14 protein-coding genes are annotated in these 12,865 nt (G+C 52.2%); 7 read left to right on the top strand and 7 right to left on the bottom strand.

Annotated features, from left to right (window positions below; all coding sequences use genetic code 11):
* Positions 1–58: 58 nt before the first annotated feature.
* The 4 genes from QKW35_RS00140 to QKW35_RS00125 form a co-directional block, all read right to left on the bottom strand.
* Positions 59–418: a rhodanese-like domain-containing protein gene (locus QKW35_RS00140; RefSeq protein ID WP_282350033.1), complete on the bottom strand. Its 360-nt coding sequence runs from the start codon at positions 416–418 to the stop codon at positions 59–61.
* A gap of 310 nt (positions 419–728) precedes the next feature.
* The gene (locus QKW35_RS00135; RefSeq protein ID WP_282350032.1) at positions 729–1,349 is read right to left on the bottom strand and encodes an OmpA family protein; all 621 of its coding nucleotides are present in this window, start codon (positions 1,347–1,349) and stop codon (positions 729–731) included.
* Positions 1,350–1,511: 162 nt separating this feature from the next.
* On the bottom strand, positions 1,512–1,811 hold the full coding sequence (locus tag QKW35_RS00130; protein WP_282350030.1) for a YciI family protein: 300 nt from the start codon (positions 1,809–1,811) through the stop codon (positions 1,512–1,514).
* 13 nt (positions 1,812–1,824) lie between these two features.
* On the bottom strand, positions 1,825–2,370 hold the full coding sequence (locus tag QKW35_RS00125) for a septation protein A (protein ID WP_282350029.1): 546 nt from the start codon (positions 2,368–2,370) through the stop codon (positions 1,825–1,827).
* Between the two features lie 64 nt (positions 2,371–2,434).
* Between QKW35_RS00125 and QKW35_RS00120 the strand changes: the two genes are divergently transcribed.
* From QKW35_RS00120 to rluB, 4 genes are all read left to right on the top strand, one after another.
* Positions 2,435–3,286 carry a PHP domain-containing protein gene (locus tag QKW35_RS00120; protein WP_282350028.1) on the top strand — a complete coding sequence of 284 codons (852 nt, stop codon included), beginning with the start codon at positions 2,435–2,437 and terminating at the stop codon, positions 3,284–3,286.
* Positions 3,287–3,335: 49 nt separating this feature from the next.
* Positions 3,336–3,953: an L-threonylcarbamoyladenylate synthase gene (locus QKW35_RS00115; protein WP_282350026.1), complete on the top strand. Its 618-nt coding sequence runs from the start codon at positions 3,336–3,338 to the stop codon at positions 3,951–3,953.
* 145 nt (positions 3,954–4,098) lie between these two features.
* Positions 4,099–4,488 (top strand): H-NS histone family protein, encoded by a 390-nt coding sequence (locus tag QKW35_RS00110; RefSeq protein ID WP_282350025.1) that lies wholly within the window; start codon positions 4,099–4,101, stop codon positions 4,486–4,488.
* A gap of 129 nt (positions 4,489–4,617) precedes the next feature.
* Positions 4,618–5,463, top strand: a complete 846-nt coding sequence (gene rluB / locus QKW35_RS00105; RefSeq protein WP_282350024.1) for a 23S rRNA pseudouridine(2605) synthase RluB — start codon at positions 4,618–4,620, stop codon at positions 5,461–5,463.
* 66 nt (positions 5,464–5,529) lie between these two features.
* Here rluB and QKW35_RS00100 read toward each other — a convergent pair whose 3' ends face one another.
* Genes QKW35_RS00100 through ubiG form a run of 3 tightly spaced genes read right to left on the bottom strand, consistent with a single transcriptional unit; the run spans position 5,530 to position 7,695 of the window.
* Positions 5,530–6,270: a YciK family oxidoreductase gene (locus tag QKW35_RS00100; protein WP_282350023.1), complete on the bottom strand. Its 741-nt coding sequence runs from the start codon at positions 6,268–6,270 to the stop codon at positions 5,530–5,532.
* A 12-nt stretch (positions 6,271–6,282) separates the two neighbouring features.
* A complete protein-coding gene (locus tag QKW35_RS00095; protein WP_282350022.1) occupies positions 6,283–6,960 on the bottom strand; it encodes an HAD-IA family hydrolase in 678 nt (225 codons plus the stop codon).
* Between the two features lie 6 nt (positions 6,961–6,966).
* On the bottom strand, positions 6,967–7,695 hold the full coding sequence (gene ubiG / locus QKW35_RS00090) for a bifunctional 2-polyprenyl-6-hydroxyphenol methylase/3-demethylubiquinol 3-O-methyltransferase UbiG (RefSeq protein WP_282350021.1): 729 nt from the start codon (positions 7,693–7,695) through the stop codon (positions 6,967–6,969).
* 270 nt (positions 7,696–7,965) lie between these two features.
* Between ubiG and gyrA the strand changes: the two genes are divergently transcribed.
* The 3 genes from gyrA (at position 7,966) to pheA (ending at position 12,862) form a co-directional block, all read left to right on the top strand.
* A complete protein-coding gene (gene gyrA / locus QKW35_RS00085) occupies positions 7,966–10,599 on the top strand; it encodes a DNA gyrase subunit A (RefSeq protein WP_282350020.1) in 2,634 nt (877 codons plus the stop codon).
* A gap of 62 nt (positions 10,600–10,661) precedes the next feature.
* Complete coding sequence (gene serC / locus QKW35_RS00080) at positions 10,662–11,747, top strand: 3-phosphoserine/phosphohydroxythreonine transaminase (RefSeq protein ID WP_282350019.1); 1,086 nt, start codon at positions 10,662–10,664, stop codon at positions 11,745–11,747.
* Between the two features lie 23 nt (positions 11,748–11,770).
* Positions 11,771–12,862, top strand: a complete 1,092-nt coding sequence (gene pheA / locus QKW35_RS00075) for a prephenate dehydratase (RefSeq protein WP_282350018.1) — start codon at positions 11,771–11,773, stop codon at positions 12,860–12,862.
* The last annotated feature ends 3 nt before the right edge of the window (positions 12,863–12,865 follow it).

Below are 12,865 nucleotides of genomic sequence, written 5' to 3'. Positions count from 1 at the left end.
GCCTTTTTTGTGGACAGATTTTGCTGTATCGGGAGGCACCGGCGATAGCAATGATCGCTTAACTTTTTTCGGTTGGCAGGTCCAAGCGCCACCAGTTCAGCATGCCGCCTTTGAGTTCGTAGGCTTCGATACCTGCGCGGCGTAGTTTGCGTACCGCCGGTGTACTGCGGTGGGCGCTGAGGCAGATACAGATCACGGGCTTGTTGATCGTATCCAGATCCAGAGAGGGTAAGGAGAAGCGGTGCAGCGGTACATTGATGCTGCCGCGAATGCGGCTTTGCGACCATTCAGCGTAGGTGCGTACGTCAAGTAGGTAGAAATGTTCTGCCAGTGCGTTGGCGGGGCAAGGCGGCTTTGCAGGATCGATTGCCTCAACTCGGCCCAGAGGGATCCACTCCAGCCAGCGGGGTAATTTCATGGGCCTAGGTAGAAGTAGTTTTTTTGTTGCAAAGCGGGGGCGGAGAGCAGGCTAGTCATAATAGCGTCTTCCTTTTCCCTTTCGTACAGAGTATCCCACCGGCAGGATTGCTGAGATTCACCATAGTCTCGGCTATGCAGGCTCTCTCCATGATGCAATTGATACACACTATTTGTTCCCGGTAGTTGTTTACAATCAATGGGGCCTCAAGCTCAATAGCAGAAATAATGCCGTGAACACGGAGCTGAGGGGGCTTCATAAGTGCGTATCTAATAAGAGATAGAGGGGCGCGAGGCCCCTCCGAAACAGATTACTGCTGAACCTGTTTTACGCCGTTGATGGTGACTTCTACACGACGGTTTTCCGCCAGACAGGTTTTGGTGTCTTTGGCACAGGCTTTAACAGGCTTGGTTTCGCCCTGGTAATCAGTAGTGATCAGGCCGCGATCAACACCACCCTCTACCAGTGCGTCAGCGACAGCGTTGACACGTTTGCGAGACAGCGCCAGGTTGTACTCGCTCGCGCCCAGTTTGTCCGCGTGACCGCTCAGAGTGATGCCTTCCAGTTTAGTCAAGCCAGCAACGTAAGAGGTGATCTCTGCAACGCTTTTGACTTCAGTGCTGTCGAAGTCGAAGTATACGATGTGTTGTTCGGTCACCTGAATGTTTTTAACAACAGGTTTTGGAGCTGGGGCTGGTGCCGGTGCGGGTGCAGGCTCAGCAACGACAGGCTTTTGGTAGCCGTCACAGCCTTCAATAGCGTGCATTGCATCCTCTTCTTTCCAGAAGCCGTTACGCCAGCATTCGCCAAAACCTGTGCGCCAGATAGTATCGTTTGTTTGAGTTACGTAGCCTTCGTGTTCTGGGTGAGCCTGAGCAGTCATTGCAGCGGCTGCCAGAAGAATGCCTGAAGCGATTGCGATCTTTTTCATGTTTCTTTCCTTGTACTTGGCGGATGAATAAATTGCAGTATGCGAAGTACACCTTCACCGCGCTTAACTCAAACTGAACAGTGGGTTTGAGTACTCCTAATTAAGCAGGTTCTTATGTAGTGCTACTGCTAACTGAGCGGTTACTGAAACTCTTCTTTGGTTTCAGGGCAGAACTTTTTTATACGGCTTTACGGTTACCTTTTTATATACGCCAGCGGCGAAATATGGATCGGCGTCGGCCCAGGCTTGCGCCGCATCCAGTGAATCAAACTCAGCAATAACCAAACTGCCGGTAAAGCCTGCTTCGCCGGGATCTTCAGAATCGATGGCAGGCAGCGGGCCGGCGGCAAACAAACGGCCCTGCTGCTTGAGCTCTTCAAGGCGCTCCAGATGGGCCGGGCGAGACTTCAGGCGGTTCTCAAGGCTGTTTTCTACATCTTCGGCAAAAATAACGTAATACACAGTCGTGCTCCGATTAGTCTTGGTTATCGGTGTTTTGGATATGACGCGATAGGTACAGTCCTTGCGCCAGAATAAATATCAATGTCAGGCCAAGCATGCCAAACAGCTTAAAGTTTACCCAAGTCTCCTCGCTGAAGTTGTAGGCAACGATGAGATTAAGGATGCCCATGGCAATAAAAAACACGACCCAAGCGTAGTTTAGGTTACGCCACGCAAAAGTGGGTAGTTCCAGATTGCTTTCCATGATTCGCTGTACAATCGGTTTCGAGCCGATAAATTGGCTGCCGAGAAAAGCCAGACCGAACAGCCAGTTTACGACGGTTGGCTTCCATTGGATAAAGGTCTTGTCCTGCAGCAGTACTGTCGCACCGCCCAAGATAACCACAAGTACCAGTGTTACCAACTGCATCTTTTCGATCGTGTGGGTACGAATCCAGGTATAGAGCATCTGCAGCAGTGTCGCGGGAATCAGCACTGCAGTGGCTATGATGATGTCATCCGTGGCTTTATATACGGCAAAGAAGATGATGACCGGAAGAAAATCGAGGAGTAGTTTCATAGCGCCTGCTGAATATCTGGTAAAGTCTAGAGTATAAGGTTGCCAAGGTCAGTTATAAACAGTCATGTCTACTCTATTCCCAAAATATGATCTCCATTGTCACAGTACCGCATCTGACGGTAGCTTACCGCCCGAAGAGCTTTTGCAGAGAGCGCTTGATAGAAGGGTCGAGGTGTTGTCCCTTACTGATCATGACACACTGAACGGTGTGAAGAAGATTATTGAGCAAAAGAATGAACTGCTTAAGTTCATTCCGGGGCTTGAACTAACGGCAAACTGGAATAACCGCATGCTTCATATCGTGGGGCTGGGTGTAGATCCGGCTGATTGCAATTTAAACAGTTATCTCCGGAGGCTAAATGAACTACGTCAGAAACGCGCAGATAAGATATGTGAACGTCTGATTAAAGCCGGAATATCACGAGAGGCACTTTGCGCGGCGGTTAAAATACACGCGGCTGATGCAATTATCGGTCGCCCGCATATAGCTAAAGCGTTGGTTGATATAGGTGCGGTTAACAGTGAGCAGGCTGCGTTTAAGCAATATCTGGGTGCCGGTAAAACTGGCGATGTAAAAATGGACTGGCCGGGTTTTGAGGAAGCAATTGCAGTCATTAAAGGTGCTGGTGGTGAGGCGGTGCTCGCTCATCCGACTAAATACAAGATGACATTCACAAAAATACGATCTGTTGTAACTGACTTTGTATCAGAAGGTGGAACTGCCATAGAGGCTTCATATACTGGAATCTCACCAAACCACCAGGCAGAGCTGGAACGTTTAGCGCGTAAAATGGACATTATGATCTCTGCGGGCAGTGATTTTCACTCGCCATCCTATGGATGGACCGATATTGGTAAATTTCCTCCGGTTCTGGATGATTCCAATCACGTGTTGGCAAAGTTGCTTCAGGCGTAGGCAAGAACAGGGTAAACTGGCGCTAATATAACTGACGTGGATAGCAGCTGTGAGCCAGTTCTTTCAGATTCATCCGGAAAACCCGCAGAAACGACTTATTAAACAAGCGGTTGAGATCATTAATAGTGGTGGTGTGATTGTTTACCCGACCGACAGTGCGTATGCCCTGGGGTGTCATCTAGGTGATAAAAATGCACTAGAAAGAATCAAGCGCATACGTCAGTTAGATGATAAACATAACTTTACCCTGGTATGCCGCGATCTGAGCGAGATTGGTACCTACGCAAAGGTAGGTAACCAGTCCTACCGTATACTTAAATCTCATACGCCGGGTGCTTATACCTTTATATTGAAAGCGACCTCAGAAGTGCCTCGTCGGCTATTACATCCTAAACGCCGTACGATTGGCTTGCGTATCCCTGAAAATGAAATAGCACTTGAGTTGATGCGGGAACTGGGTGAACCCATTATGAGTACATCGTTAATATTGCCGGGTGAAGCTGATCCTATGATGGATCCTTATGAAATTCGTGATGTACTGCAACATCAGGTGGATCTGGTTATTGATGGTGGTTATTGTGGTATAGAGCCAACCACAGTTGTAAACCTGGTCGATGATACGCCGGAAGTTATCCGAGAGGGTGCGGGCTCGCTTGAAGGGCTGTAATTTTATTAAATTTCTGCTGTATTTTTAGCGAAATACAAAAAAGCGAAAAAAATGAATTTTTTTTCGCTTTTTTTTTGGATTTTTTCTAATCTATTAACTATAAAGTTATCCACGTATTTACATTGAATTATTGGTGAACAGAAAAATGTCCGATTTCCTAAAAACGCTGACTCGTAAGAACTCTCTGCGTAAGCAATGCGCTGACCTGTCTGTAGAAGAAATTGAAAAAGTACTGGCAGATTTGAAAGAGATTGCTGACGACAAGCGCGCGGAAGAGGAAGCAGCTGAAGCTGCAAGACAGGCTCGTGAAGAGAAAATCGATGTAATCCGCCAAACTATGAAGGACGCGGGTATCGATCTGGAGGATCTTTTGGGTGCCATAGACGTTGCGCCGAAGAAAAAAGTCCAGCCGAAATACCGTATTACGGACGACGAAGGTGTTACGCACGAATGGTCCGGCCGCGGCCGTACACCTGTCGCTTTTCAGAAGTTCTTTGATAAAGGCAACACAAAAGAAGATTGCCTGATCAAATAATTTGCGCTTCGTTCTGGTAGAATAGAGAAGCTCGCGGGGATGTTCCCTGCGGGCTTTTTTTGTTTATTGAGGCGTGGGCATGCCGGCCCTCGCTGATCTCATTATCAATGATATGTTGGAGCGTCTGACATGGCTGATGAAAAGCTGCATAAAGTTTTGGCGCGCTCTGGAATTGGCTCACGTCGTGAGATGGAGCGTTGGATACAAGACGGTCGTGTTATCGTAAATAACGAAAAAGCGACTTTGGGTGACCGCATCGGACCGCAGGATGTGGTTAAGGTCGATGGTCACGAAGTAAAGCTGGTGTTTGGCAAAGATGCCACGCGCCGAGTGCTGATTTACAACAAACCGGTGGGTGAGATCTGCACCCGTCATGATCCTGAAGGACGGGCAACGGTATTCCGTCACCTGCCGCCACTTAAAGAGGGGCGCTGGATTGCTATAGGTCGTCTGGATATTAATACCTCCGGCTTGCTGCTGTTTACCACTGACGGTGAACTGGCAAACGCCCTGATGCACCCATCGGCCAATATCGACCGTGAATATGCGGTACGCATTTTGGGTGAAGTGGAAGACAATACCTTGCAGACCCTGACCGAGGGGGTGCTGCTGGAAGACGGTATGGCACGCTTTACCGATGTGCGGTACTTCGACGGCGAAGGTGCGAACAAGTGGTTCCATTGTGTAGTCATGGAAGGGCGTAACCGTGAAGTGCGTCGCCTTTGGGAATCACAAGGGCTGCAGGTTAGCCGTCTGAAACGTGTGCGTTATGGCCCGGTTTTCCTGCCGAGTGATGTACGTGCAGGCACCTGGCGTGAGATGACGCCAAAAGAGGTGAAGGAGCTGAGCAAGATGATGGAGGTGGCGCCGAAGAAGTCACGTTCCTTGTCGATTGCTGAGAAAGAGCAGATGAAGCGTCGCTATAAGCGTCAGCGCACCCGCCGCTCTGAGGATCGTAAGCGTCGTCAGGACTGATTGTTCTGAATGTCGTCCAATAAAAAAAGCAGCCTTATGGCTGCTTTTTTGTGTCTGGTGCTGAGATTACTGGGCGTTCAGTGACTGGCCGTTAACCTCTTTGCTGTCTTCCCCCATCAGATAGAGGTAGACCGGCATGATCTCTTCCGGTGTCGGGTTGGTCTGAGGCGGTTCACCTGGATACGCTGTGACCCGCATTTGAGTGCGGGTGGCACCCGGGTTGATGCAGTTCACACGGATGGGGCTGGTGTTTTCCAGCTCGTCAGCCATGACCTGCATCAGGCCTTCAGTGGCAAACTTGGATACTGCATACGCGCCCCAATATGCACGACCTTTACGGCCCACGCCGGAGGACGTGAACACAATGGAGGCGTCATCGGATTCCTGCAGCAGTGGCAGCAGGGCTTGGGTCAGCATAAAAGATGCGTTGACATTAACCTGCATCACCTGATTCCAGATGGTTGGGTCGTAAGTTTCAATGGACGTGCGAACACCCAGCGATCCGGCGTTGTTCAGCAGGCCGTCCAGGCGACCGAACTCCTGCTCCAGCGTATTGGCCAGCTCCATGTACTCGTGCTCGGTCGCGCTTTCCAGATTCAATGGGACAATCGCAGGCTGTGGATAACCGGCTGCTTCAATCTCATCGTAAAGGCTTTCGAGTTTTTCTAACGTGCGGCCTAGCAATACAACGGTGGCGCCGTGAGCGGCATAGGTTTTGGCCGCAGCGCGGCCAATGCCGTCGCCTGCGCCGGTGACCAGAATGATGCGGCCCTCGAGGAGTTGTTCAGGAGCTTGGTAATCAAACATGGGTCCCGTTCCTTAATTTAAAGCGTAGATTGATTGTAGCAGGGGCTTAATTTCCGATGCACAGTCCACGTAGTGATCAGCTTCCCAGTCCAGGGTATTGGTATCGGCGTCGATATAGCCATAGCACGCAGCGATGGTGTGCATTCCGGCGCGGCGGCCGCTCTCAATATCACGGATATGATCACCTACGTAGAGCGTGTTCTCAGGTGTGCAGCCGATTTGGGTGCACGCCAGAAATAGTGGCTCCGGATGGGGTTTGCGCTCGGTGACATGATCCGGGCAGATAATGCTGCCAGCGCGGTCGTGCAAGTTCAGTCCTCGCATAACCGGTAGCGTATAGAGTTCCGGTTTGTTAGTCACGATGCCCCATGGGATCTGTTGTTGGTCGAGCCAGTTGAGCAGGTCGCTGATGCCATTGAAGGGCGCCGTGTGCACATCCAGATGCTGCAGGTAGAGATCCAGCATGCGCTGGTGCAGCTCGCCAAAACGGTCGTTGTCGATCTCGATTTCGAAGGCGGCGCAGACCATCGCTCGGGCACCGTTGGAAACATGCTGGCGCAGAAACTCCAACGATATCGGTGAGCGGTTCTCTTCCTGTAGTAACTTATTGATCACCCAGTGAAAATCAGGTGCCGTATCCAGCAGGGTACCGTCCAGGTCGAACAGTACCGCTTCCAGTGGCTGGTTCATCTGTGTTTACTCCGCCGGTTTGCGGGTAGCGATCATGTAGTTTACGTCTACATCACGCGGATTCAGACGGTACGCTTTGGTGAGCGGGTTGTAAACCAAGCCGGTTATCTCCAGACTCTGAAGGCCGCTCTGGCGAATCCAGGTGCCCAGCTCGGACGGGCGGATGAATTTCTTGAAGTCGTGGGTACCCTTTGGCACCAGCTTCAAGATCTGTTCTGCACCCATTATGGCAAACAGATAGGCCTTGGGGTTGCGGTTCAGGGTGGAGAAGAATACGTAACCGCCTGGTTTAACCAGCTGTGAGCAGGCACGGACAATGGAGGATGGGTCGGGTACGTGTTCCAGCATTTCCATGCAGGTGACAACGTCAAAGGATTCCGGCTGCTGTGCTGCCAGCTCTTCGACCGGAATCTGCTTGTAGCTGACCTTTACACCACTCTCCAGGCCATGCAGTTTGGCAACTTTCAGGGGGGCTTCGCCCATGTCGATGCCGGTTACGGTTGCACCGCGCTGGGCCATTGATTCGGACAGGATACCTCCGCCGCAACCGACGTCCAGTACCTCTTTGCCTGCCAGGCGTGCGATCTGGTCGATAAAGCCCACGCGTAAGGGGTTGATGTCGTGCAGGGGTTTAAACTCACTATTGCGGTCCCACCACTTGCTGGCCAGTTGTTCAAACTTGGCAATCTCTTCGTGGTCGACATTCAGATTTTCGGCTTGGCTATTCGTGCTCATGGTTACAGCAGATCTCCCTTGGTGAACGGTCATTTTACCACTGGTGCGGAGGAGCGCATAGCGGGGAAAATCGTCCAACTTTTGCACAGCTAAAAATGATTGAATGCCTCTGAGAGCTTTTCTAAGGCCGCAGGAGCGTTTTTTGTACTTTCAACTATCTGTACCTAATGTCTTCATTTTACAGGCATTGTGATTCTGATGTGGTATACTCGTCCGGTTATAGAGAACCGGCGGATTCAGTCGCCGGATGAGCTGATCGAAGGATAGTGAATGGGTGAACTAGCCAAAGAGATTTTGCCAGTCAATATTGAGGATGAACTCAAACAGTCCTACCTGGACTACGCCATGAGTGTCATCGTGGGCCGAGCACTTCCTGATGTTCGTGACGGCCTCAAGCCGGTTCACCGTCGTGTGTTGTTCGCGATGAATGAACTGAGCAACGACTGGAACAAGCCGTATAAAAAATCTGCGCGTGTGGTGGGTGACGTAATCGGTAAATACCACCCCCATGGTGACAGTGCTGTATATGACACCATCGTTCGTATGGCGCAGGATTTTGCCATGCGCTACACCCTTGTCGATGGTCAGGGTAACTTCGGTTCGGTTGACGGTGACTCCGCTGCGGCGATGCGTTACACCGAGATCCGCATGGACAAGATCTCCCACGAGTTGCTGGCAGATCTGGAAAAAGAGACCGTCGATTTCGTAGATAACTACGACGGCACCGAGAAGATCCCTGAAGTATTGCCGACCCGTGTACCGAACCTCTTGGTCAACGGGTCTGCGGGTATCGCGGTGGGTATGGCAACCAACATCCCGCCCCACAACCTGACGGAAGTGGTGAAAGGCTGTATCGCCCTGATCGAAAACGGTGATCTGACCGTTGACGAGCTGATGGAATACATCCCCGGGCCAGACTTCCCGACCGGCGGTATTATCAACGGTCGTGCCGGTATTCTGATGGCGTACCGTACCGGACGTGGTCGAATCTACGTGCGTGCCAAGCACCATGTGGAAGAAGACGCCCGTGGTAAAGCGTCCATCATCGTGACTGAGATTCCATACCAGCTGAACAAAGCTCGTCTGATCGAAAAGATCGCCGAGCTGGTTAAAGAGAAGAAGCTGGAAGGTATCACCGAGCTGCGTGACGAGTCCGATAAGGACGGTATGCGTATCGTGATCGAGCTGCGTCGAGGCGAAGTACCAGAGGTTATCGTGAATAACCTCTTCGCACAGACCCAGATGGAAAGCGTGTTCGGTATCAACGTGGTCGCACTGGTGGATGGTCAGCCACGTACGCTGGATTTGAAGTCTTTGCTGGAAAACTTCATCCGTCACCGCCGTGAAGTGGTAACCCGTCGTACCGTATTCGAGCTGCGTAAAGCGCGTGAGCGTGGTCACATTCTGGAAGGTCTGGCAATTGCCTTGGCGAACATCGATCCAGTGATTGAGCTGATCAAGAGCTCGCCGACCCCCGCGGAAGCGAAAGAACGTCTGATTGCTGAGGCGTGGGCGCCAGGTGACGTGGTATCTATGCTGGAACGTGCAGGTGAAGATGCCTGCCGTCCGGAAGATTTGGAAGATCAGTACGGCTTGCGTGATGGTCACTACCACCTGTCACCTGTACAGGCACAGGCAATTCTGGAACTGCGCTTGCACCGTCTGACCGGTCTGGAACACGAAAAGCTGATCGCCGAATACCAGGAACTGCTGGAGCGTATTGCCGAGCTGCTGGAAATTCTGGGTTCCCACGAACGCCTGATGGAAGTGATCCGTGAAGAGCTGGAAGCGGTTCTGGAAGAGTACGGTGATGAGCGTCGTACCGAGATCATTGCATCCCGTCAGGATCTGACCGTGGCTGACCTGATCACCGAAGAGGACATGGTTGTGACCATCTCCCACGGTGGTTACGCCAAGACCCAGCCGATCACTGATTACCAGGCGCAGCGCCGCGGTGGCAAAGGTAAGTCTGCGACCGCAGTGAAAGATGAGGACTTCATCGAGCACCTGCTGGTGGCCAATACCCATGACACGATTCTCTGTTTCACCAGTCGGGGTAAGGTGTACTGGCTGAAAGTGTACGAGATTCCTCAGGCCAGCCGCACGGCGCGTGGCCGCCCTATCGTCAACATTCTGCCGCTGGAAGAGGGTGAGCGTATCACCACCATCCTGCCGGTTAACGAATACAGCGATGATCGTTTTGTCTTCATGGCAACCGAATTGGGTACCGTTAAGAAAGTAACCTTGAGTGCGTTCTCTCGTCAGCGTACGTCTGGTTTGATTGCACTGGATCTGAACGAAGGCGACCGCCTGATAGGTGCAGCAATCACCAACGGTAACGACGATGTGATGCTGATGAGCAGCGCCGGTAAGGCGATGCGTTTCCATGAGGATGATGTACGTCCGATGGGGCGTACCGCACGCGGTGTGCGTGGTATCCGTATGGCGGATGGAACCCGCGTTATCGCACTGATCATTCCTCAGGAGAACGGCGTAATCCTGACGGCCTCCGTCAACGGTTACGGTAAGCGCACCGCTATCGATGAGTTCCCGGTGAAAGGCCGTGGTGGTCAGGGTGTGATTGCTCAGCAGTGGTCCGAGCGTAATGGTGATCTGGCAGGGGCTGTCCAGGTCTTCGAAGGCGACGACGTAATGCTGATCAGCGACCAGGGAACATTGGTGCGTACCCGCACCGAGGAGATTTCAGAGCTGGGACGTAACACCCAGGGTGTTACTCTGATCCGTGTAGCTGAGGATGAAAGTCTGGTGGGCCTGGCCCGCATTGAAGAACCGGAAGAAAGCGAGGACGACGAGGCGCAGGCGCCTGACGATACCCACGCTGAGCAGCCAGTTGCCGAGCCGGCAGATGCTGCTGAAACCCCGGAAGCGTCAGACGACGCATAAACCAAAAGTGCGGCTATTGCCGCACTTTTTACCTGCACACTGATGGTTTATTTAAGGCGACTATGACACGTAAGCACAACTTTAGCGCTGGCCCGGCGGCACTGCCGGAAGCTGTACTGGAAATCGCACAGAAAGAACTGCTCGATTGGCACGGTAACGGTCTCTCCATTATGGAGATGAGCCACCGCAGCAAGGAGTTTGTCTCCGTAGCGGAAACAGCCGAGCAGGATCTGCGTGATCTGCTGGTGATTCCTGACAACTACAAGGTGATCTTCCTGCAGGGGGGCGCTACCGCTCAGTTCGGTATGATTCCTCTCAACCTGCTGGGTGATAAGTCTAAAGCGGACTACATCAACACCGGCGTTTGGTCGAAGAAAGCGATCCAGGAAGCGCAGCGATACTGTGAGGTCAACATCGCGGCCACTACCGAAGCAACCAACTTCACCACGATTCCTGCGCAGGAAGAGTTGCAGCTGGACCCGGAAGCGGCATACGTGCACTACACACCAAACGAAACCATCGGTGGTCTGGAATTCGATTACATCCCAGATACGGGGGATGTGCCGCTGGTGGCTGATCTGTCCTCCACCATCCTGTCCCGTCCGCTGGACGTAAGCAAGTTTGGCATGATCTACGCGGGTGCGCAGAAAAACATCGGTCCTGCAGGCCTGGTTGTCGTTATCATCCGTGAAGACCTGCTGGGGCATTGCGCTGAAACTGCGCCAACCATGATGAACTATACCGTGCATGCGGAAAATGGTTCCATGCTCAACACGCCTCCAACCTTCGGCTGGTATCTGGCGGGTTTAGTGTTCAAGTGGCTGAAAGAGCAGGGTGGCCTGGAAGCGATGGCTGAGGTTAATCAGCGCAAGGCTGACAAACTGTATGCCTTTATCGATAACAGCAGTTTCTACAACAACCCGGTGGCGATTAACGGACGTTCCTGGATGAATGTCCCTTTCACACTGGCGGATGACAGCCTGGACAAGGCCTTCCTGAACGCAGCTGAGGAAGCGGGTCTTCTTAACCTGAAAGGTCACCGTTCAGTGGGCGGTATGCGTGCCAGCATCTATAACGCTGTGCCTGAAAGTTCCGTGGATGCATTGATTGCATTCATGCAACAGTTTGCAGAACAACATACCGCTTAATGAGTAAGTAAGAAGAGTTTGTTATGAGTGATCAGGAAAAGGAATTAGGCGTCCTGCGTCAGCAGATCGACTCCATCGATAAGCAGATTCACGAACTGCTGAACAAGCGCGCTTCATGTGCTCAGCAGGTTGCCGAGGTAAAACTGAAGCACCAGGGTGATGAAGAGGTGGTGTTTTATCGACCTGAGCGCGAAGCACAGGTGCTGCGTCGCGTGATGGAGCGCAACGCAGGCCCTTTGCCGGATAAAGACGTGGCTCGTCTGTTCCGTGAAGTGATGTCAGTGTGTTTGGCACTTGAAGAGCCGATGCGCGTGGCATTTCTGGGGCCAGCCGGTACCTTCACTCAACAGGCGGCACTCAAACACTTTGGTCACTCAGCAGTGAGCGTGCCGCTGAATTCCGTGAGCGAAGTGTTCCGTGAAGTGCAGTCCGGTAATGCGCATTACGGTGTAGTGCCGATCGAAAACTCTTCTGAAGGTATTGTTAATCATACCCTGGACTTGTTTAAGCGTTACGACGTTACCATCTGTGGTGAAGTTGAGCTGCCGGTGCATCAGCATCTGCTGCTGAAAAACGGCGCGGAGCTGTCTGGCATTACCCGCGTGGTTGCTCACCACCAGTCTTTGGCGCAGTGCCGTGTCTGGCTTGATAGCCACTTACCGGATGCCGAACGTGTGGCCGTGATGTCCAATGGCGAAGCGGCGCGCATGATCGCGGACTGCGACGGCACAATGGCGGCGATTGCCGGTGATATGGCTGCAGAACTGTACGAACTGGAGATCGGTGCTCGCAACATCGAAGATCAGCCGGATAACCGCACTCGTTTCCTGATTGTGGGTAACCAGGTTGTGGATTCCAGCGGTGTGGATAAAACATCGATTCTGGTGTCCACCAAGAACAAACCGGGTGCCTTGTACCAGTTGCTGGAGCCGTTCTATCGTCATCAGATCAGTCTGACTCGTGTCGAGACTCGCGCCCTCAGCAACGGCTGCATGTTCTACATTGATTTTGAAGGCCACAGCTCCGATGAGGCGGTGAAGAAAGTATTGGCGGAAGTCACAGCCGGCAGCGATGAGCTGAAACTGTTGGGCTCTTACCCTTGCGCGGTACTGTAAGGA

The sequence above is a fragment of the Pontibacterium granulatum genome (assembly GCF_029961155.1).
Taxonomy (GTDB): domain Bacteria; phylum Pseudomonadota; class Gammaproteobacteria; order Pseudomonadales; family Balneatricaceae; genus Pontibacterium; species Pontibacterium granulatum.
Note: the sequence above shows the minus strand (reverse complement) of the source record. Positions and strands in the feature narration are given on the sequence as shown.